20 protein-coding genes and 1 tRNA gene are annotated in these 22,129 nt (G+C 44.4%); 18 read left to right on the top strand and 3 right to left on the bottom strand.

Annotated features, from left to right (window positions below):
• Positions 1-81 precede the first annotated feature (81 nt).
• The 3 genes from GCWU000342_RS01365 (at position 82) to GCWU000342_RS10380 (ending at position 1,764) form a co-directional block, all read left to right on the top strand.
• Positions 82-876: an SDR family NAD(P)-dependent oxidoreductase gene (locus GCWU000342_RS01365; RefSeq protein ID WP_006905382.1), complete on the top strand. Its 795-nt coding sequence runs from the start codon at positions 82-84 to the stop codon at positions 874-876.
• A gap of 434 nt (positions 877-1,310) precedes the next feature.
• Complete coding sequence (locus tag GCWU000342_RS01360) at positions 1,311-1,538, top strand: hypothetical protein (protein WP_006905379.1); 228 nt, start codon at positions 1,311-1,313, stop codon at positions 1,536-1,538.
• Positions 1,519-1,764, top strand: a complete 246-nt coding sequence (locus GCWU000342_RS10380; RefSeq protein WP_006905378.1) for a hypothetical protein — start codon at positions 1,519-1,521, stop codon at positions 1,762-1,764. The genes GCWU000342_RS01360 and GCWU000342_RS10380 overlap by 20 nt, the downstream gene beginning before the upstream one ends.
• 146 nt (positions 1,765-1,910) lie before the next feature.
• Here the strand turns inward: GCWU000342_RS10380 and GCWU000342_RS01355 are convergent, their stop codons facing one another.
• Positions 1,911-3,185: a chloride channel protein gene (locus GCWU000342_RS01355; protein WP_045000099.1), complete on the bottom strand. Its 1,275-nt coding sequence runs from the start codon at positions 3,183-3,185 to the stop codon at positions 1,911-1,913.
• Positions 3,186-3,576: 391 nt separating this feature from the next.
• Here GCWU000342_RS01355 and argC point away from each other — a divergent pair, with 391 nt between their 5' ends.
• Together argC and GCWU000342_RS01345 are read left to right on the top strand one after the other, a co-directional pair.
• Positions 3,577-4,512: an N-acetyl-gamma-glutamyl-phosphate reductase gene (argC, locus tag GCWU000342_RS01350; protein WP_006905375.1), complete on the top strand. Its 936-nt coding sequence runs from the start codon at positions 3,577-3,579 to the stop codon at positions 4,510-4,512.
• Positions 4,513-4,625: 113 nt separating this feature from the next.
• Positions 4,626-5,411 carry an endonuclease III domain-containing protein gene (locus GCWU000342_RS01345; protein ID WP_156784460.1) on the top strand — a complete coding sequence of 262 codons (786 nt, stop codon included), beginning with the start codon at positions 4,626-4,628 and terminating at the stop codon, positions 5,409-5,411.
• 552 nt (positions 5,412-5,963) lie between these two features.
• Here GCWU000342_RS01345 and GCWU000342_RS10960 read toward each other — a convergent pair.
• On the bottom strand, positions 5,964-6,359 hold the full coding sequence (locus GCWU000342_RS10960; RefSeq protein WP_083790705.1) for a transposase: 396 nt from the start codon (positions 6,357-6,359) through the stop codon (positions 5,964-5,966).
• 253 nt (positions 6,360-6,612) lie between these two features.
• Positions 6,613-7,914, bottom strand: a complete 1,302-nt coding sequence (locus GCWU000342_RS01335; protein ID WP_006905372.1) for an IS30 family transposase — start codon at positions 7,912-7,914, stop codon at positions 6,613-6,615.
• A gap of 262 nt (positions 7,915-8,176) precedes the next feature.
• Between GCWU000342_RS01335 and GCWU000342_RS01330 the strand changes: the two genes are divergently transcribed.
• From GCWU000342_RS01330 to GCWU000342_RS01270, 13 genes are all read left to right on the top strand, one after another.
• Positions 8,177-8,818, top strand: a complete 642-nt coding sequence (locus GCWU000342_RS01330) for a TetR/AcrR family transcriptional regulator (RefSeq protein WP_006905371.1) — start codon at positions 8,177-8,179, stop codon at positions 8,816-8,818.
• Between the two features lie 58 nt (positions 8,819-8,876).
• The gene (locus GCWU000342_RS01325; protein WP_045000097.1) at positions 8,877-10,628 is read left to right on the top strand and encodes an ABC transporter ATP-binding protein; all 1,752 of its coding nucleotides are present in this window, start codon (positions 8,877-8,879) and stop codon (positions 10,626-10,628) included.
• Positions 10,629-12,353, top strand: coding sequence for an ABC transporter ATP-binding protein (locus GCWU000342_RS01320; protein ID WP_006905369.1), 1,725 nt, complete (start codon positions 10,629-10,631; stop codon positions 12,351-12,353).
• 8 nt (positions 12,354-12,361) lie between these two features.
• A complete protein-coding gene (locus GCWU000342_RS01315) occupies positions 12,362-13,870 on the top strand; it encodes an ABC transporter ATP-binding protein (protein ID WP_006905368.1) in 1,509 nt (502 codons plus the stop codon).
• The gene (locus GCWU000342_RS01310; RefSeq protein WP_006905367.1) at positions 13,867-14,568 is read left to right on the top strand and encodes an energy-coupling factor transporter transmembrane component T family protein; all 702 of its coding nucleotides are present in this window, start codon (positions 13,867-13,869) and stop codon (positions 14,566-14,568) included. Before GCWU000342_RS01315 ends, GCWU000342_RS01310 begins: the two co-directional genes overlap by 4 nt.
• Before the next feature lie 17 nt (positions 14,569-14,585).
• Positions 14,586-15,167, top strand: coding sequence for an MptD family putative ECF transporter S component (locus GCWU000342_RS01305; RefSeq protein ID WP_006905366.1), 582 nt, complete (start codon positions 14,586-14,588; stop codon positions 15,165-15,167).
• Between the two features lie 386 nt (positions 15,168-15,553).
• A complete protein-coding gene (gene dtd, locus GCWU000342_RS01300) occupies positions 15,554-16,003 on the top strand; it encodes a D-aminoacyl-tRNA deacylase (RefSeq protein WP_006905365.1) in 450 nt (149 codons plus the stop codon).
• Positions 16,004-16,012: 9 nt separating this feature from the next.
• Positions 16,013-17,341, top strand: a complete 1,329-nt coding sequence (locus GCWU000342_RS01295; RefSeq protein WP_006905364.1) for a carboxylesterase/lipase family protein — start codon at positions 16,013-16,015, stop codon at positions 17,339-17,341.
• Positions 17,342-17,482: 141 nt separating this feature from the next.
• Complete coding sequence (locus tag GCWU000342_RS01290) at positions 17,483-19,399, top strand: glycoside hydrolase family 2 protein (protein ID WP_045000095.1); 1,917 nt, start codon at positions 17,483-17,485, stop codon at positions 19,397-19,399.
• 294 nt (positions 19,400-19,693) lie between these two features.
• On the top strand, positions 19,694-20,734 hold the full coding sequence (locus tag GCWU000342_RS01285; RefSeq protein WP_006905362.1) for a 3-deoxy-7-phosphoheptulonate synthase: 1,041 nt from the start codon (positions 19,694-19,696) through the stop codon (positions 20,732-20,734).
• Between the two features lie 4 nt (positions 20,735-20,738).
• Entirely contained in the window at positions 20,739-21,353 is a 615-nt protein-coding gene (locus tag GCWU000342_RS01280; protein ID WP_006905361.1) for an NUDIX hydrolase, read from the top strand.
• A gap of 237 nt (positions 21,354-21,590) precedes the next feature.
• Entirely contained in the window at positions 21,591-21,833 is a 243-nt protein-coding gene (locus GCWU000342_RS01275; protein WP_045000093.1) for a GlsB/YeaQ/YmgE family stress response membrane protein, read from the top strand.
• Between the two features lie 205 nt (positions 21,834-22,038).
• Positions 22,039-22,109: transfer RNA gene (locus GCWU000342_RS01270), tRNA-Gly, on the top strand.
• Positions 22,110-22,129 lie beyond the last annotated feature (20 nt).

Below are 22,129 nucleotides of genomic sequence, written 5' to 3'. Positions count from 1 at the left end.
TTCCATACAATTTGGTTGAATCCTGTCTGATTCAGGGTACAATGGAGATCAGAAAAGGGAGATGACAGGAGGGGTAAAAATATGAGGAGAAGGACAAAGAGAATTGCTCTGATCACAGGGGCCTCTTCCGGTCTGGGGGCGGAATTTGCCAGACAGATCGATCAATCCGAGGAGAGGATCGATGAGATCTGGCTTCTGGCCAGACGAGAAGACCGCCTCAGGGAGGTTGCGCAGAGCCTGAAGAAGGCCTGCCGTCTGGTTCCCATGGACCTGACCAAAGAGGAGAATCTGGATGCGCTTGAGATGATGCTTGCGGCGGACCAGGTGCGGATCGGTCTTCTGATTAATTGTGCCGGCTTCGGAAAAATCGGGTCTTATGCCAGTGTCGACCGTCATCAGGCGGCCAGGATGATCGACCTCAACTGCAAGGCGGCCGTCGCCGTCAGTCAGCTGGCCCTGGACTTCATGGAGGAGGGAGACCGGATCTTGGAGATTGTCTCTGCCTCCGCCTTCCTGCCCCTTCCGGGGCTCAATGTCTATGCCGCCAGCAAGGCCTTCCTCTACGCCTACGCGAGAGCCCTGCGCAAGGAACTGGAGCCGAGGCACATTGCAGTGACGGCGGTTTGTCCCTACTGGATTAAGGACACCGAGTTCATTGACGGGGCAAAGAGCACAGAGAGTCCGGATTCCGATCTGGTGATCCGATCCTTTCCCATGTCGTCAAGAGCCAGGAGGGTTGTCAGGGATGCTCTGTGGGCCAGCCGCAAGGGTTTAGCCCTGTCTTGCTCCGGTCTTCCCGCGACGATGATGCATCTGCTCTTGCCCCTGCTTCCAACGGAAGCGGTTCTTAACTTGTGGATGAAGACGGTCAAGTAAATCAATCAATTGAGATGGAGATGTTAAGCCGCTGTGTCCTGTAAGAGGGGAACAGCGGCTGAATTTATATTTTCTTGGCATCTCGATAAAGATAAAGGATCTGAAATTTAAAATTCCTTTCGGATTACAGATAAAAAGTGTTGACCATACAGATGCTTTTGGCTGGAACCAGCAGTTTCAATAGCTTTGCATTAAAGGGAAAACACAAAAGATACGCGATTAAAACATATCGTTGACACAAAAGTTCGCACATGCTAACATCCGAATTAGAGGAAAACAGAATCGTAACATAGAGGTGTGAGGAGGAATGTATGGGGGCTCTTTACATCGTTTTCAGTTCTCATCGATTCAGGAATGGAGATAGGTCAGCAGCAATCATCAACGACCAATAAGAGAGAATCTCTCCTGGTCCAGAAGATGGAATCGAGCTGGCCATGCTTAAATTAAAGAAAAAACAAGTACGAGCGCTTATTACTATGCCGATCATTTGGGTTCTAATGGATTTGATCTTTCGAGTGATTACAGGAGAAGGAGCAAAGATAGACTATTGGGCATGTTTGGCTATTAGTGAGGTACTGGCCTATCTGGCGTGTCGATCAGACGCGAAAGAGCATATGAATGATGTAGAAATGGAGGAAGGACATGAAAAAGTATCAGCATAGAATTGCTTTTATTCTTATGGGACTATGCCTCCTGTCGCGTCCGCTAGTGATCATAATATGTTATCTCATACGATTGGATCTATCCGGTTCTGAGGGGGCAATGCTCATTTCAGAATATGCTGCAAGCATTCGCTTTTTCTGCCTTCTGGCGATTCTCTATTTGATTTTTGCTCATCCCCTGGAAGACTTAGGGGAGGAAGATGAGGAGGATGCCCAGGAAGACTAGTCGGCGTATTGCAATTTGAATCAGTCAGGTTTGATGAATCAGCATCAGCTCCTGTGTCCCGTAAGATGGGGATCAGGGGCTGATGTTTCCTTTTGCCCGGCAGACGCTTGCTCTAAGCACTCAATTTGACATCTGCTCGAAGCATTCTATTTGGCATCTGTATTGATGTAGTTGCTCCGGTACTTGGAGTAGACGATCTTCTGGGCGGAGTAGAGACCGTAGTAGCTGGAGGCGGCATAGGAAATGGCGATGGCCAGGACATAGTAGGGCAGGCCGCGGATTCCGAAGAGCTCAATGCAGAGGATGATTGAGGTGATGGGAGAGTTGGTGACTCCGCAGAAGAGGGCTCCGACTGCAACGGAAGAGCACAGGGCGGGAAAGAAGCCGACCAGACTGCCGAAAGCGTAACCCAGGGCAGATCCGATGAAGAGGGTGGGGACGATCTCTCCGCCCTTGTAGCCCGCGGCCAGGGAGAGGGCGGTGAAGAGGATCTTGAGGAGAAAGCTGTACCAGAGAAGGTCCGGCGCGTTTCCCGCGGCGGCAGCGGCAATGCTGTCAATACCAAGGCCATTATAGGTGGGCTTGCCGACCAGGAGGGTCAAAAGCAGGAGAATTGTGCCAAGAAGGACGGCGCGAAGATAGCGGTTGGCAAGGAGGCGCTCAGACCAGACCTCAACCTTGCGGAAGCTGACGCACTCCAGAATGGAGACGAGTCCGGCGATGACAGCCAGGCCTAGGACAGGAAGAGCGCTGGCGAGAGTAAATTCGGGGATATTTCCCAGCGGATAGCCCGCGTTTGGAATGCGGAAGAAGAAAATGGCAATGCCTCTTGCCACGAAAGAGGCGACAACGCAGGGAACCAGGGCGGCATAGTGCATGATGCCGACAGAGACGACCTCCATGGCGAAGATGGCGGCGGCGACCGGTGTTCCGAAGACAGCGGAGAAGACAGCCGACATGCCGCACATGATCATGACATGCTGGTTGTGTCTGGGCAGGCGAAAGGTCTTGCCGAGATTGTAACCGATGGATCCGCCCAGCTGCAGGGCCGCCCCCTCTCGTCCGACAGAAGCTCCCAGCAGGTGGGAGAAGATAGAGGAGAAAAAGATGGCGGGAATCATCCGCTTTCGGATGTGATCCCCGGACTGGATGGAAGAGATGACCAGGTTGGTTCCGATGGAGTTGTCCCCGTCAAGCAGGTGATAATAGAAGAAGATGCAGGCTCCGCCCAGGGGAAGGAGGTAGATCAGCCAGGGGTAGCTGACCCGCAGGTCTGTCGCGAGCTCAATGCCGATATCAAAAAGAGACCCGATTATCCCCGCGATGATACCGCAGATTACAGCGAAGATAATCCATTTGAGCGTGATCCAGACCCTGTCCAGATGGATGTGAACAGCTTTCTGCAGATGATCTCGATTCATATGGTCCTCCCTCAACGACATGGCAAATGACAGGGAAAGAGACTGTGGTATCTCCAAGCACAGTCTCCCGGTCATTCCTGTATCCAGTATAAAAAGAAGGGAAAATAACTGCAAGTCGAGCCCGGGAGGAAAATATGCAGGCCCGGGAGAAAAATGTGTTAGAATAAAAGACGTGCACAATCGAATTTTCTGCAGGCAGGAAAGACGATTGTAAAAATAGAGTTAGAGAAAAAGGACAGATCAAATGAGTGAAGTACATTCAGAGGAGGCAAAAAACGGATTTCTGCCGGGCGCAGGATTTCAGATCTGTAGTATTATTCGTTTGATTTCAGGTCATAGCATCTTTGCGGAGCAGATATTCCATTGTTGATATATCGAAGGAGGGACGAGCTTGAAGACGAAGGTATATATTGACGGGCAGAGCGGAACGACAGGCTTGCAGATCTATGATCGTATCGGGGCCAGAGAGGATCTCGACCTGCTTCGCATCAATGAAGACAAGCGGCATGATATAGAAGAGAGGCGCAGGCTCTTAAATGCGGCCGACATCGTTTTTCTCTGCCTTCCGGACGAGGGGGCGAGAGAAGCGGTTTCTCTGATTGAAAACGACAGGGTGCGTGTGATTGACGCATCGACCGCGCACAGGACGGATCCGGGCTGGGTCTATGGGTTTCCGGAGCTGTCGAGAGAGCAGAGAGAGAAGATCGCTGGGGCAAGGAGGCTGGCAAATCCGGGCTGTCATGCCACAGGCCTGATTGCCGGGACAGCCCCCCTGATTCGTATGGGAATTCTGCCTGCGGATTACCCTCTGACCTGTTATTCTCTGACCGGCTATACCGGTGGAGGCAAGAAGATGATTAAAGCCTATGAGGCGAAGAACAGGGATGAGAGTCTGTCTGCTCCCGGTCTCTATGGATTGGATTTAAGGCATAAGCATTTGCCGGAGATGAAGGCAGTCACGGGTTTGATCTATGATCCGGTTTTTCTGCCGGTGGTGGACGACTATGCGCAGGGAATGGCATCCACTCTTTTGCTGCAAAACCGACTCCTGCATGGAAGACCGTCAGCCGCAGAGGTCTGCCAGCGGCTGGCAGATTACTACAGGGACGAGCACTTTGTGAGGGTTCGCCCCTATGAGAAGAAGCCGGATACGATCTATGCCAATCATCTGGCCGGGACCAATCACCTGGAGCTGATCGTCGGGGGAGGAGAGGAGCAGACTTTTGTGACGGCTCTCTTTGACAACCTGGGCAAGGGAGCCTCCGGTGCGGCCGTGCAGAATATGAACATTATGCTGGGCCTGGATGAAACTCTGGGATTGGAGTGAGTTCATCAGACAGGAAAAGACAGGAAAAAGCGTGGAGAGCGGAAATTTGGGAAGCTGCGCAGACACAAATGAAGCAGATAAGAATTGAGAAGACAATTATTAAGAGAGCGTATATGAGAGCAGATCAGGATGCAAAGAGACAGGGAGAAGAGATAAAAAAGGGGACCAAGGAGAAAAGCCAGGGCCTTGGGAAGAGAAAAAAAGCGGATCATAAGAAGGAATTGACTCCTGCCCAGAAGAGAGATCTGGATCGAAGAAGGGAACTGGCCTTGACCTGTATTGACCGCTTAAAGAGGATCTATCCGGATACCAGGACGACCTTGACCTTCGCGGATGCCTGGCAGCTTCTGATCAGTCTGCGTCTTGCAGCCCAGTGCACGGACAAGCGGGTGGATCAGGTGACCCCCGGGCTCTATGCGGTCTATCCGACGGTTGAGGCGATCAGCCAGGCGCCGGTGGAGGCGATTGAGAAGATCGTGCATCCCTGTGGTCTTGGGCCCTCCAAGGCCAGAGATATCAAGGCCTGTATGACGATGCTGCATGAGGTCTATCAGGACCGGGTGCCTGACACAATGGAAGAACTGCTCCGTCTGCCCGGCGTGGGCCGAAAGTCAGCCAACCTGATTCTGGGAGATGTCTTCGGAAAGCCGGCAGTTGTGACAGATACCCACTGTATCCGTCTCTCCAATCGAATTGGCCTGGTGACAGATATCAAGGAACCGGCCAAGGTGGAAAAAGAGCTCTGGAAGGTCCTGCCGGACGCGGAGGCCAACCAGTTTTGTCACCGTCTGGTGGATCATGGGAGGGCGGTCTGTATGGCCAGGTCTCCTCGCTGTGAGGCGTGTATTCTCAATGATGTCTGTGCCTTCGGACAGACCGTTCTGACAGCAGAGAAATAATCGAAAAGTTATACAATTATTCACCCGGGAAACTGTGCAAAGCGCTAAAAATACAGAAAAACGCTTTTTTGCCTAAGAAGCGATGCTATAATAGAAACAGCTAAAAAGCACCAAGTGAATAGGAGAAAGGCCTATGAACGAAACATATGTGATTTCCTTAATGATTGGCAGTTTGGTAACGGCTCTTGTGATTGGATTGGGCATTTGGTTCAACAAGCAGAATCGGGCCCACTGGAATTAGGGGGGTGAGCGTATGCTGATGGGATTTGCAGTTGTATTCATCGTTGCGGTTGGTGCTCTGGCCATGTATGACTGGGTTCGGATGACGAACAATTAGTCTTGCAATCTTTTTCATTATCTCCTTTCTTTTTTCAATAGAATGCTCGCCTGGCGGGCATTCTATTTTAGTGGCTCTATGTCAAATGTTGGGGCGGGATCCTTCGGGAGCCCGCCCTAATACTGTGTTTGGGCGGATTTAGGTGTTCCATGGTATGTCAGCATCTTTTATGGCATAACAAATAAACCCCTGAGCGCCAAGCTTGTTTTCAGTTACTAATTCATTGCCATCAGGATGCGAGTCCGAAGCCTTTCGAAGCGATGGATTCCATAGGAGGTTCGTTTTAAGACCTTAATTCGGTTGTTGAACCCCTCTGTTGTTCCGTTTGTAATGTCTGTGTGTTTAAAGGCAGCACAAATCTCTCTGGCCCAGTTCTGGTAGCATTTTGCCACTTTATGAAACTCAGCGACACGACAAGATTCTGCTTCCTGAATCCAAAGACGGAACTGTCTTCTTTGTTCAGAGTACTTCCTGTTCTGACAGATACTGTAGAACCACTCCTTTAAGTGATGCGCCTTGCGTAGATCTTCGTTGTAAAAGATCATGCGAGAGCAGGCGATTTGCTGCTCAAGCGGCAGCTTCTTAAACCGAGAAAGAAGGGGCGATTGCAAAACGAGGTTCTAGTTTGAAGCAGTGACTTCCAGCATCACCGGGATTGCAATGAAAACTTCTATTTTTGGCTGGTAGACTCTGTACAAGCAGGATGGAAATGGCTATAAATGAGGTAAGGAAGCAGTTGCTTCCGAAAAACGCGTATCTTAACCAGGGGTCGAGCTCAAACCGAAAAATTCGGAACTTTTAAGTTCCACCCCTAAAACATGAACTGGGTAGGTTCTTGTTCCAGGTGTTCTGACAGATATGCGTTTACTTAAAGAGTCTGGGACTCAGGATGATTTCATCAGGTGGAATCTTCCTGAGTCCGATTTTCTTTAAGAGCTTCTCCCCATACTGAAAGGAAAACATTTCATAGGGACTTTTATTTTCAAGTGTCTTTCTTCGATAGGAATTGATATGACTCATCATTAGATTGATTTGTTCCTGCTGATAGGCAGTCAAATCAACTCCTTTTGGAAGGATTCTCCGAATCATTTCATGGTGGACTTCACAGCTTCCCTTCTGGTAAGGAGCAGAAGCGTTGCAGTAGAAGACATAGGATCTTCGGTTTCCATGCTCATCAAATTCAATTCTTTTAGGATCAGAGAATTCACTTCCATTGTCAGCGAGGATCACAGGAAACAGCTCTTTAAAGGAGCCAGCCCCAAGCGTCGCATATAATTGGTTAAAGACAGTGATCACAGACTGAGCATCATTATGGTCTCTACGAAAGGCGATTTGCAGTCCGGCTGTGACAAAAGTAATGGTAAGAAGAACAGCACCACCTTTTGTGCCCTCGACAGAATCAATCTGAACAACAGGTGTGTCGGGGTGTGAGGCCATAAAGGCATTCAAATCCTTCATGGTTCGTCCCTGACGGCATTTGGTGTCAATTTTTATCGTATTGGGTCTCTTGCGCCGGGGACGCATTCTCACCTTGCGCGGCATGTCGATATTGCGCGCAGAGAAAAGATTTGCGTCCATATACAGATATAGTGTCCGCTCGCTTACCATAAGTTCTGCCTTATGCTCCAGATAGATATGGTGTAGAGATTGTCCCTGGCGGATCAATGGAGAAATAATAGCATCTATTCGTTCGCGTTCTTCGTCAGACAGAGCAATCCCCTGACGGGACTCAGAGAGGACATCTTCGTATTCTTTTTGCGCGAGAGCAGCATTATAAAATTTTTTCTCTAAGGTGCAGAGTCGCTGTTGTTTACAACCATTGCAGACATAGGGCGGTTTGCTCAGTTTAGGGCAGACTTGCTTATGGTAAGAAATGCAGGTATGTAAGCACCTGCCGCAAAAAGAACAGTATAAGGGACGTCTTTTGCTTGCGGAACAAGTTGGACAAATATCTATCTGCTGGCATTTTTTACGAAGAGAGCAGTCATTAAAGGGCTTCCCATAGGCTCCTGTTTTTCGGCAGATAAGATGGGAACGAACCTCTTTTGAGATTGTCGAGCAATCTTTGCCAATGGTCTCTGCGATCTTTTTAAAAGAACCCTGTTGTTGTAGTCCTGTTTCAATCTGTTTTCGTTGCTCATGAGTTAATTGTTTGTATTTAGCCATTTGATCCTCCTGTTCTAATCAGAGCAACAGGACAAGAACCCCAGTAGCTATTTTAGTTCTTTCGGAAGAATTAAGATCTACTTGACATTCGGAAGGATTAACTTCTAGCGGTTAAGAGGAAGGGGTAGAAACTCAGATTGCAATTCACCTTTTTATTTAACGATGACAATAGGAGTGGTGATATATTGACTAAAAACTGGAAAAGTGATAATATAATTATTAAAGATAATATATTTATCAAAAAATGAGAGGGAAAAGTTAGATGTCTTATTGCTCTGATATAACAAAAAATAGAATTTTAGAATGTGCTAAAAGGGAATTTTTAAGCAAAGGATTCGAAAATGCACAGGTAGCTGAAATTGCTAAATTAGCAAAAGTAACTACAGGAGCTATTTATCGTCATTTCAAAAATAAGGAAGCATTATTTTTTGCTCTAATTGAAGAGGAATATAATTACACATTAGATGTTGTTTCTGATGTTGAAAAAAGGAGCGAACAAAAAACTATTAGGATAGACTCTGATTTAGTCGATGATGAAGCGATTATAGAAAATTTATTCTTGGAAACAATGCTATTTGTTGATTATATGTATGCGCATTTTGATAACTTTAAGCTGATTTTTGCGTGTAGCAAAGGGTCGCAAGTAGAAAACTTTATTGAGGATATTACTGAAAGATATACAGCTAAAAATATGAAGCTTATTCTTTTCAACGCTAAACAAGAGCAAATTATCACAGAGATTAAAGAGTTTGAAGTTCATGTCATTACAAAAGGCTATATTACATCTCTATGCGAGTGTGTTCTTCATGATATACCGCATGATAATGTTGGCGAATATATTAGAAGCATTGTTATTTTTCAATATTATGGTTGGCAAGGCTTAATGAAGAAAAATAATAGATAATTTTTTGTCAAAAAGTTAGCGATAACTAATTAACTTTTTGTTTGGAGGAGATATTTTCTTGAAAAGTAACAATAAAAATGCCATTTCAGAGTTGCTTAAATACGCCGATGGCGAGAAAAAACAATTATACAAATCAATTTTGTTAGCGACCATAGGGGAACTGTTTGGAATGATTCCTTTTTTAGCAATAGCAAAATTGATAGAAAAAATATATCAATCTGAAGTGTCATTTAGAACTGTATTGTATCTAACACTTTTTGCTTTATGTGGACAAATTTTAAAGGGAATTTTTACATTATCCTCAACAATAACTTCACATAAAGCAACATTTCATATTTTAAAAAATATACGAAGTTTAGTAGCTGAAAAAATGCTAAGAGTACCTATGGGTGTAATGATAGATACTCCTATAGGTAAATTTAAAAATTTAATTGTAGATACAGTGTCTAAGCTGGAAGATTCAATGGCTCATTTTATGCCGGAGATAACATCAAGTATAGTATCTCCTGTTTTATTTTTGGTTTTGATTTTTGCTTTGGACTATAGGATGGGGTTGGCTTCGTTACTTACAATTCCTTTAGGAATGCTTGGATATATAGGTATGATGAAGGATTATGAGTTTAGAAGCAAAACATATACTACAGCTCAAAATAATATGAATAGTACTTTGGTTGAATATATTAATGGGATTGAGGTTATAAAAGCTTTTAACCACAGTGCTTCTTCTTATGAAAAATTTACGAACGCAATTAACTTCTTTCATGATAGTACACTTGCTTGGTGGAAGCAAAGTTGGTTATGGTCAGCATTTGTTCAAGCAGTTATGCCATCCACACTTTTAGGAACTTTGCCGATTGGTGCATATCTGTATATGAATTCAAAAATATCGTTATCAAGCTTTATTGTGTGCATTATACTGCCTATTGGTTTTATTGCACATTTAATGAAAATCGGTAAATATTCTGAGCAATTCAACATGGTTAAGGCAAGTTTAGACGCAATAGAGGAATTTCTATCGAAAGAGGAACTTAAAAGACCAAAAGAGAAGGTAATCTTTGATGACACTCTCTATCGTTTTGAAAATGTTTCATTTGCATATGATAAGGAACTTGTGCTAAAAAATATCAACTTTGAATTAAAACCAAATACAGTAACCGCATTGGTAGGAAATTCAGGTTCTGGAAAATCTACAATAGCAAAACTTATGGCTGGTTTTTGGGATCCGTCCAATGGAAGTATCTATTATGGTGGAAAGAAAATACCCGAAATTCCATTTGAACAGCTAACAAATGAGATAAGCTATGTTGCTCAAGACAATTTCTTGTTTAATACAAGTATAAAAGAAAATATAAAAATGGGAAAACCAACTGCAAGTGATGATGAGGTTATTGAGGCGGCTAAAGCAGCATCTTGCCATGACTTTATTATGGAACTTGAAAATGGATATAACACAAAAGTCGGTGATGCAGGAGGTTCTTTGTCTGGTGGAGAAAGGCAAAGAATTACGATTGCAAGAGCAATGTTAAAACAATCTAAGGTAATTATTTTAGATGAAGCAACTGCATTTGCAGATCCTGAAAATGAATATCTCATTCAAAGTGCAATCACCAAACTCATTAAAGGAAAGACTCTGATAGTGGTTGCTCACAGGCTCTCTACTATTACAAATGCTGATACAATCCTTGTTATGAAAGATGGGGAATTTGTAGAGAATGGAACTCATGAAGCCCTTGTAAAAAAAGATGGAGTATATGCTTCCTTGTGGAAAAATTATGTAGGCGGATTAGATAACGAAAAGGAGGCGTTGTAAATGATTAGCATTGTAAAACGTATATTAAAAATATCAGGGAAGTATAAAAAAAATGTAATTCTTGGTCTTATATTTAGTGGATTAAAATCATTCTTCGCTTCCTTGATGCTGTTGGCGGTTTTACTGATTATGATTAATCTTGAACAGTTGAATATGACTATTATTATGCAGGCAACAGCAATTGTAGTTGTGAGTATATTCGGCAGATTCATTTTTCAATATCTTTGTGATAGAAAATTAAGTGCATCAGGTTATGAAATTTTTAAGGATAAAAGGATTGAAATAGGGGAAAAACTGAAAAAAGCTCCAATGGGGTATTTTTCAGAAAAAAACTTAGGAACAATCCAAGCGGTTCTAACAACAACTATTTCCGACTTAGAGGGTATGGCGATGCTTGCGATGAACTTTATTGTAGGAGGTTTTTTTCATGCCTTTAGTATGACTACCATGTTATTGATCTTTTGTTTTCCGGTAGGGATGGTATCTTTAATTGCAATCATCTTTGGTATGGGCGTTCTTAAATTAATCGCAAAGAAAACCGAAAAATATTCTCCTATCATGCAAGACTCACAAGAAATGCTTGTTACTGATGCAATTGAGTATATTAGAGGAATTTCAGTACTTCGTTCTTTTGAAAAAGGAACTGATGGAAAAAATAAAGTTGAAAAAGCGTTTATGAGTAAATGTAAAGTTGATATTGAGGTTACTGAGGGTTCAGCTTATTTAATGAAACTATATGAAATGATTTTTAAAGTTGCGAGCTGTGTATTGGTGTTTGTTGCAATAATTCTATATATGAAATCTCTGATTCCACTTTCATATACTCTTATGTTTATAGTATCTGCTTTTCTAATTTTTATGGAATTGGAGTTGGTTAATGATGGAGCATTTTTAAGCAGAATGCTCGCAACACAACTTAATCGATTGGACTATGTTTCAGATATACCTTCGCTTGATGAGGGCGGAAAAGAAATTGACTTGAATTCCTATGACATTGAATTGAAAGATGTTTGTTTTGGATATGGGGAAAGAGAGATTTTGAAGAATATAAATTTGCAGATAAAGTCGAATAGCAGTTTGGCTATTGTCGGTGCTTCAGGTTCTGGAAAGACAACTCTTTGTAATATTATAGCAAGATTTTGGGATGTTAATAAAGGTGAAGTATTTATTGGAGGACATAATGTTAAGGACTTTACCTCTGAAAGCCTATTACAAAATATCAGTATGGTATTTCAGAAGGTTTATTTATTCAATGACACGATTGAGAATAATGTAAAATTTGGAAATCCAAACGCAACACATGATGAGGTGGTGGAGGCTTGCAAGAAAGCTTGTTGCCACGATTTTATAACAAGCCTTAGTGATGGATACGGTACTGTTGTTGGTGAGGGCGGTTCAACGTTGTCGGGAGGAGAAAAGCAAAGAATATCTATTGCAAGAGCAATCCTTAAAGATGCTCCAATCATTATTCTTGATGAAGCAACTTCAAGTGTAGATCCTGAAAACGAGCATATGTTAATTAGTGCAATTAATGAGTTAACAAGAAATAAAACTCTCATTAGCATTGCACATAGATTATCTACGGTAAGAGGAGCAGATCAAATTATTGTTATTGATAAAGGGGAAATTGTACAACAAGGGAATCATAAGGAACTAATTAGTCAAGATGGAGTATATAAACATTTCATCGAAATTAGAAAACAATCTATTGGTTGGAAAATATAGGTGATGAAATGGGAGATGTAGTTATTGATTTTGATAATGTAAGTTTCAGTTATGGAACACAAACAGAAGTGAGTCTCAGAAATATAAATTTCAAAGTTAAAGAAGGAGAATTTATTTTGCTTACTGGTCAGTCTGGTTCAGGGAAAACAACTGTTACAAGATTGATAAACGGCTTAATTCCACATTTCTTTGAAGGGGTTTTAACTGGAACTGTGAAAGTGTTAGGAAGTGATATAAAAACGATCACTCCCGGAGAAATGGGGAAAAATATTGCTTCTATATTTCAAAATCCACGAAGTCAATTTTTTACAACGAATAGTACCAAGGAAGTGGCATTTGCTCTTGAAAATTATGGAATAGATAGAGATGAAATGATAGATAGAGTGAATTGTGCATTTCACGATTTAGAAGCTGAAAATCTTATGGATAGGGATATGTTTTCTTTATCTAGTGGTGAAAAACAGAAGATAGCGATTATAGCTGCAAAAACTTTGAATCCCAAGATTTATGTTTTTGACGAGCCATCTGCAAATTTAGATATTCATTCAATTATTAAATTGAAAAAAATTATGGAGTGGTTAAAGAAACAGGGACATACAGTAATTGTTTCAGAGCATAGATTGTTCTACTTAAAAAATTTAGTAGATAAATGCTTAATAATGAAAGATGGAAAAATTGATAGAGAATTAAAGAAAAATGATATTGATAACTTGAATGATTCAGATATTAGAGCATATAAACTTCGAACATTTAAGTTAAGTAATATTAAATATGAACTAAAGGATAATCTTATTGTTAATAAGCAAAACGCAGATTTTAAAGTGGAAAATTTATCTTTTTCCTATGATGTTAATCATTCCGTTTTGAGTAATTGTAATTTAGAAGGGAATTTTGGCGAAACAGTAGCTATAGTTGGACACAACGGAAATGGCAAAACGACATTAGGGAAAATAATGTCAGGATTACTAAAAGCAAGAAGTGGACAATTTTTTATTGAAGGAAAATTTACGAAGCAAAAGGAGTTATATAAAAGTGTATATTTTGTGATGCAAGATGCAGATTATCAACTGTACTCCGATTCTGTTGTTTCTGAGTTAATGCTCAGTTCTATGAATAGTATTAAGCAAAATGATGAAAAAATAGAAAATGCGATGAGTTTATTGAATATTTCATCATTCAGAAATAGGCATCCGCAAAGTTTATCAGGAGGGCAAAAGCAGCGAGTTACTATTGCGGCTGCAATAGCTTCAAATAAAAAAATTATGATTTTTGATGAGCCAACCAGTGGGCTTGATTATGAGAATATGAAAATCGTATCTGAAGCAATTAATGATCTTCGTAAAAAAGGAATACTGATTTTTGTTATTTCTCATGATTTAGAGTTTTTAAGTAGAGTAGCAACTAAAGCAGTTTTTATAGAAAATAATACTGTTAGCAAAAGGAACAGTTTAAAGAAAAGTGGTGAGTTTGAAACAATAAAAAGATTTTTACTACAGAGCGAGGGATATGAAGAATGAGCAAATCTTGTAAACAAAATGGAATAAGATATGATCCAAGAATTAAGTTGTTACAAGTTTTAATTATAGGGATTTTAGTATTTACTTTGACTGGTAAAAAGTATGAAGTTCTACTTTTCTTGTCAGTATTTGCATATGGAATGATAAGCGGCATATACAAAACTTGTTTTAAATTTTTAGCTTTATATATAGTGTTGTTTATGGTAGCGGAAATAAGTCCATTATTTATTTCAACTACAATACACTATTTTGTCCTATGTTTTATAACATTGACACTTGCAGCTATAAATATGATTAGAACAAGTGAAATATCTGAAGTATTAGCTTCCTTGCAAAATATGAAAATCCCATATTATATAAACATTCCATTAGCTGTTATATTAAGATTTTTTCCTACTCTAAAACAGGATATTGCTTGTATAAAGCAGGGAATTAAGACGAGAGGGATTGATATTTCTTTCTTTGGATTTTTAAAACATCCTTTTAAAGTTTATGAAATGATGTTGATTCCTATGTTAATGCGAATGTTATGTACTGCAACTGAGTTGTCGGCATCTGTTGAGACACGAGGACTTGGAGTTTCGTGTAAAAAAACTAGTTATACAGAAGTCAAATTTCGTATGCTTGATATGTTATTGCTAGTAATAATGATGGTATTTTATCTAGCCATCATCATTATGAAAATAAAAAATATTTAAAAACAAGGAGAATAATTATGGAAGAAAAAAAGAAATTTCAAATTAAAGATTTAATTATTACAGCACTAATGGTGTTATGCTCACAAGTTTTATATAGAGTGTTATCTTTTCTGTTCATATCGCCATACACAATGCTATTAGTAGTTCCGATATGGTCAATTATTGGAGCAATTGCCTATTTCTTAGTACCGGTAAAAACAAAAAATCCATGGATGATTTTATTATTTTGTGTACTTACAAGCATTATAGGTTTTTATCCGCCATATATAATTAGTTGCATAGTGGCTGGAATTATAGCCATGTTGATTGCAAGAACAAAAGGGGTTGGCAATTATAAAGGATTAACAATTGGATATATGATATTTTGTGTTCTTGCCGGCTTTGGTGGAATGTATGTACCGTTTCTTTTCTATGCGGATCAAACACTTGAATCTTATGAAAAAATGTTTGGGAGTGAATACTTAGGAACATTAACCAAAATCGTTTCTCCTATGACTACAGTAATAATGCTTATTGTAATAGCCATTTGCGGATTGATTGGAGCAGTAATTTCCAAGAAACTATTGAAGAAGCATTTTGAAAAAGCAGGAATGATTTAGCTTTATATAATGATCTGTATTCACCACCTTTCTAATCTTAACGTCTTTTAAACCTAATAGAGATGCAGTAGAATGACTATGCATGGTTCCTCCGAGTGTTTTGTTTGTTGCTTGGCGCTCGGGGGATCTTTTTATCCAATCATACACTTAGGGGCGAATGGAAACATCTATTCGCCCCAACATTTATTGTAGAACCATTTTAGTTTTGCGCAGGCTTTTGAAGCGGATCTCAGACTAATCGTGCATATGTCACGAAAGAAGAGCCTCACGAAGGATCGGGCTTTATAAAATTTATCTAAAATCGAAACATTAAATAAGATTGAACACTATAATAGAGACATCTGAAGGAAAAGAATTCTGAAAACCCAGGAAGAGGTACTTGTCCTATGAGATTCGTTATTCAAAGAGTAACCCATGCTTCCGTCACAGTAGACGGGAAGAAGCAGGCAGAGATCGACAGAGGATTTTTGGTTCTGATTGGAATCTGTCAGACGGACAGTCTGTCTCTTGCGGACAAGATGGTTCACAAGCTGATTGGGATGCGCATCTTCCAGGATCAAGAGGGGAAGACTAACCTCTCCCTAAAGGACGTGGATGGAAAGCTGCTTTTAGTCAGTCAGTTTACCCTCTATGCAGACTGCAGAAAGGGGAACCGTCCTTCCTTCACCAGGGCCGCCGGACCGGAATCGGCGGAAGCCATCTACGAGTACATCATTGCCCAGTGCAAAAAGTCGATCCCCGGAGTTGAGAAGGGGATTTTCGGGGCGGATATGAAGGTCGAGCTCTTAAATGACGGACCATTTACCATTGTTCTTGACAGTGAAGACCTGGGATGAGGAAGAGCCATGAACACCAGACAAGTGAGAGTGAATGAGGGGCTGCTGGAGGGAGAGGAGACTCTGTCCTACGCGGTTTTTCGCGGGGTTCCATATGCAAGGCCTCCAGTCGGAGATCTGCGCTGGAAGCGACCGGAGCCTCCGAAAGCATGGGAAGGGATCCGGCAGGCAGTGGTTTTTCAGAATCGGGCAGTGCAGAATCAAAAGGGCAAGGCATTCTATCAGAAGGAGTTCTATGCCGATCCGGAGTTTCTGCCTCCCATGTCTGAGGACTGCCTGTATTTAAATATCTGGACTCCGGTTAAGAAGAAGGCAGAAGATAGAGCCTATCCGGTCGCTGTCTGGATTCACGGGGGCGCTTTCCTGGGAGGCTACGGATCTGAGATTGAATTCGATGGAGCTGAGTTTGCCAAGCGGGGTGTTATTTTAGTCACCATCAATTACCGGCTTGGCCCCCTTGGCTTTCTTGCCCTGCCTCAGCTGGCCCTGGAGGATCCCGCGCAGACGACCGGAAACTACGGGATCCTGGATCAGATTGCCGCCTTGCGCTGGGTGAAAGAGAATATCGCCTCCTTCGGCGGGGATCCGGATCGGGTGACCGTCTTCGGGCAGAGCGCCGGGGCAGTGAGTGTTCAAACCATCTGTAATTCTCCTCTGGCAAGAGGACTGTTTGCCCGGGCGATTATGCAGTCGGGCGGAGGTGTGAACAATGGCCTGGCCCGTGATTTGCATCGGGAAGAAGCCTGTCGGATCGGGGAGATGCTGATGAGATCCTGTCGCTGTGATCGCCTGAGTCAGATGCGTGAATTGCCGGCGGAGGTTCTCTGCAAGAAGACGCAAACGGTGATCGGTAAGATTAAGGGGCTTCCCTTCTCTCCTATGTGTGACGAATATGTACTCCCCGGAACCTATGATGAGAATATCCGCGCCGGAAGGATTGCGGATATCCCCTACCTGCTGGGATCCAACGCCAATGACATACTGGTCAGGAGGCGCGCCGTCGGCCGCCCGGGAGGAAAGCTCTATCAGGGTTGTATTGACTGGGCTTTGGCCCGGGAGGAGACTTCTAAGCAGAAGACCTACATTTATTACTTTAATCGGACTCTGCCGGGAGATCGGGCAGGGGCATTTCATTCCGCGGAACTCTGGTATGTTTTCGGGACCTTAGCCAGGTCCTGGAGACCGTTTGAGGAGTGGGATTACGAGATTTCCGACGCTATGATCTGCGCCTGGTGCAATTTCATCAAGTACGGAGACCCGAACGGCAGAGAGGGCTGCGGCTCTGATGACTGGAAACCCTATCGCAGGGAAGATCCCTGTATCAGAGACTTTGGCTAGGGCGGATGAGCTTGTTAGTGATGGCTCACATGGCAGCAAATGGCCTGTCTGTGACGGCTCACACGGCGGAAGATGGCTTGTCTGTGTCGGCTTGCCGGACGGCAGATGATTGGATGTCGTGAGAGAGATGAGAGAGGGAATATGACAGATCAAAATGAAATCCTGGAGCGAATGAAGTATCCGAGACCCCAGATGATCCGGGATAATTATCGCATTTTGAATGAGGACTGGACGCTGGACGGAAATCCCATTCGACTGCCCTTTCCACCCCAGGCGGCCGCAAGCGGTTATGAGGGGGAGATCCGGGATGACCTCTCTTATGAGCTGCATTTTCCTTTGCGCTTAGGCTGGCACAATCGGAGGGGCGATTTGATTCCCTGCCCGCTCACGCCGCAAAAGCCGGAGGAGGAAGATTCGAAGACCTTTTCCTCTCCCATGAGAAAAAAGCGTATTCTTCTTCATTTCGGGGCGGTAGATCAATATTGCCTGATCTTCCTCAATGAAAAGCTGGTGGGAAGTCACAGGGGAGGCTATCTGGCCTTTTGCTTCGATATCACAGACGCCCTGGAGGAGGACAATGTTCTAAAGGTGATTGCGACAGATTCTCTGTCTCCCGTCTACCCATATGGCAAACAGTCGAAGAAGCCCAAGGGCATGTGGTATACGCCTGTCTCCGGTATCTGGCAGGAGGTCTGGATGGAGGCGGTTCCAGAGCGCCATGCGGATCGGCTGGAGATCCTTTCGGACCAAAAGAGCGCTTTGATCCGGGCCTATGACGCTTCGGGAGAGATCATATCTATCGACCGGGCAGACCTGCTCGCGCCCGTATCCCGCGAGGAAACCGGGGAGAGCATATCAAGGGTGAAGATGGGGAAAAGTATATCCAAGGGGGAAGACAAGACGAGCATGTCCAAGGTGGAAACCGGGGAGAGTATATCCAAGGAGGAAGCAAGGGAGAGTATATCCCAGGAAAAATGCTCTGATGGTTCCATTTTAATACACTTTGCCCGGCCTCATCTCTGGTCGCCCGCAGACCCCTTTCTCTATCGTCTTCGCCTTGAGATTGGAGAGGATGAGATCGAGACCTATCTGGGGCTTCGAACCATCAGCATGGAGGGCGGAAAGATTTGCTGCAATGGAGAGCCCGTCTATCTGCACGGGCTCCTGGATCAGGGATACTGGCCCCAGGGGATCTATCTGCCGGAGACAAACGGCGCTTATCTGGAGGATATCCAGGGAGCGCTGGAGCTGGGATTTAATTGCCTGAGAAAACATATCAAGCTGGAGCCGGAACGCTTCTACTATGCCTGTGATGCCATGGGCATGCTGATTTTACAGGATATGGTCAACAGCGGTAAATATGATTTCATGCGTGATACGGCCCTGCCCAATTATGGCAAGCTGAACCGGGCAGATGATGAGGCAAACGCCCTGCGCCTGCCGGGGGAGGATGAGATCGAGCGTCGAGCCTTCTTTGAACAGCATCTGGCGGATACGATCGACCAGCTGCGCAATCACCCCGCTATCATCGGCTACACGATTTTCAACGAGGGATGGGGGCAATATGACGCGGATCGTCTCTATCGTCTGGTCAAGGAAAAAGACCCCGGGCGTCTGGTCGACGCCACTTCAGGCTGGTACGCGCAAAAGCTCAGTGACTTCGATTCCCAGCATAATTATCACAGGAGTTATACCCTGCAAGCCAAGGATAAACCGCTCTTTCTCTCCGAGTGCGGGGGATACACCCTGGCAGTGGAGGGGCATTGCATGCAAAAGAAGCGCTATGGCTACGGATCGGACAAGAAGAATCCCGCCGAGCTGCAGGAGGCAGTTGAGAGACTCTATCGGGATATCATCCTTCCGGCGATACGTCAGCAGGGTCTGGTGGGAAGCATTTACACCCAGATCTCCGATGTGGAGGGGGAGATTAATGGGGTTTTCACCTATGACAGGGCTGTCTGCAAGCTGGACAGGGATTTGATGCGGGCCTTAGCGGGCGATCTGCAGGAGGCCTTTCATGAGGCATGCTCGAAATCAGATAAAAAATCCGTCGGCTAAAATCGGTTTTCTTCAATAGAAGGAATGCAAGATAATGAAAGATGAGATGAATGATAGCGACGAAAGTCATCTGTTATAGGGTTATCTGTGAATGTATGAAGTCGGCGTGAATTTGCCTGAGGACGGTGTGAGTTTGTCTGAGAGACGGTGTGAGTTTGTCTGAGAGACGGTGTTTTGGAGGTCTGAAAGAGACGTCGCTTTTTAGCGGGATAGCACGACAGGTCGATATCTGTTACACTGTGAGAGATTTCGGGACAGCCCGAGGAGTAATGCAGAGAACTAGGAGTGATTACGATGGATATGGATATGAACTTCCGCAGGAAATTGCCTATTCCCAAGGAGGTTAAGGAAGAATTTCCCCTTTCAGAGGGGAGGGCAAGGGATAAGGAGAAGCGTGACGAGGAGATCGCCGCGATTCTGCGCGGGGAGGAGAATAAGCTTCTGCTTGTGATCGGTCCCTGTTCTGCGGACAATGAGCCTGCCGTCCTTGATTATATGGTTCGCCTTAAGAAGGTACAGGATCGGGTCGCTGACAAGATTCTCATGATCCCAAGAGTCTATACCAATAAGCCCAGGACAACCGGGCTCGGCTATAAGGGTATGTTGCATCAGCCGGATATCAATAAGCCGGAGGACATGCTGGCAGGGATTCTTGCTATTCGAAAGATGCATATGCACGTGATAGAGGAGACAGGCTTTACCTGCGCGGAGGAGATGCTCTATCCAGAGAATCACCGCTATTTATCTGACCTGCTCAGCTATGTGGCGATCGGCGCCAGATCTGTGGAAGATCAGCATCACCGCCTGGTGGCCTCCGGTCTGGGAATCCCGGTCGGGATGAAGAATCCTACATCCGGTGACTTCTCCGTCATGATGAATTCCATCGTGGCAGCCCAGCACGGGCATGATTTTCAGTACCGCGGCTGGGAGGTGAGCACCAAGGGGGATCCCTATGCCCATGTCATTCTTCGCGGTTACGTGGATCGCTTCGGGATGAACCACGCCAATTATCACTATGAGGAGCTGCGCCGCGTCGCTGATCTGTATGAGGAGCACGAGGAACTCAAGTACCCTTCCATTATCGTCGACTGCAACCACAATAACTCCGGCAAGAAATACCTGGAGCAGATCCGTATTGCCAAGGACGTCATGCACTCCTGTCACGTCAATACAGATATCCGCGGCCTGGTCAAGGGACTGATGATTGAGTCCTATCTGGAGGACGGGGCGCAGAGCATTGACGGCGGCGTCTACGGCAAGTCGATTACGGATCCCTGCCTTGGTTGGGATAAGACAGAGAAACTGATTATGGAGCTGGCAGACCTGGTGGAGTGACGAGATGAAAGAGTGGAATCAGGATCGCTTCCTGGATTGCTGGTCAAAGGAGCGGCCCAAGCTGCTTGGATTTGAACAGGAGAGGGAGGCCTCGGTGGCCGTTCCCCTGCTTGTGACAGAGGAGGGCCCCGGAATTCTCTTTGAAGTCCGTTCCTCTGATCTGCAGACCCAGCCCGGTGAGATCTGTTTTCCGGGCGGTGGAATTGAGGGAAAGGAGAGTCCCGCAGAAGCTGCTCTTCGGGAGACAAAAGAGGAGCTTTTGATCTCTGGAGACAAGATTCATCTCCTGACTCAGATCGATGGGACGCTTGGCCCCAGCGGAGCGCCCATGTGGGCTTTTTTGGTTCAACTGGAGGATTATCAGGGAACCTATTCGAAAGATGAGGTGGCTGAAGTATTTGTCCTGTCATTGAAGGAACTTCTGGCAGCAGAGCCTGTCATGCACAGTATCGCCATGAAGCCCATCCCGGATGAGGGATTTACAGACATGATCGGACAGGAGTATCGCTGGCAGGGAAGAAGGCAGTCTATGCCCTTTTACCTTTTTGGCCGGCATTTGATCTGGGGAGCGACAGGGCGGATCCTGAAGAATTTCCTGGATCGGGTTCGCGCCATGTAAAGTTTATGACTTTTGACGTGTAAAACCTATGACTTTTGACCTGCGCTTGAATCTCTGCGGGGAAACAGCTTTCTCACAGGTCGTTATGTTGTACTGTAGTTTCGGTTTTGTACTGTGGATTCTATTTTGCGCTGTAGTTTTCGTTTTGTACGATAGTTTCGATGTTGTACTGTAGTTTTAGTGTCGCATTTTGGATTCCACTTTGGGCTGTGGATTCAGTGGAAGAAGGGAAAAAATATGTTGGTAAGTATTCTTGTCGGAGCGATCTCCGGTTGGCTGGCCGGGCTGATTATGGATTCTAAGGGAGGGATTATTCGCAATATCATCCTGGGTCTGGTCGGTGGTGCAGTCGGCAACTGGATTTTCAGGGCCTTGGACATCATGCCCTATTCTTTCCTGGGGCATATTGTCGTCGGCGTCGTGGGGGCAGTAGTTGTCATCTGGGTCGGCCGGCTGATCTTTGGGCATAGGGATCGCTGACGGGGAGCTGGTCTCCTTTGCCCCTTTCGGTGGATTGTTCGGCTGGCAGGCAGCAGGAATCAGAATCCACTTGGAGCCCTTCAGAGTGGAAATAAGCGTTTCACTCCACTTTGGTTTGCAAGATGCTGCAAGACGGTTTTTGCAAGATTATTTTGTGATTGCAGTGAATATGTCAAATGGGTATAATGTACCTATCAATTGACATGCAGGATTAGTACATCGGTAGTACATCAGCTTCCCAAGCTGAGGAGGCGGGTTCGACTCCCGTATCTTGCTCTCTAAAACCCGCTTATACA

This window comes from Shuttleworthella satelles DSM 14600 (assembly GCF_000160115.1).
GTDB classification, from domain to species: Bacteria; Bacillota; Clostridia; order Lachnospirales; family Lachnospiraceae; genus Shuttleworthia; species Shuttleworthia satelles.
This window is presented reverse-complemented; position numbering and strand designations above follow the sequence as displayed.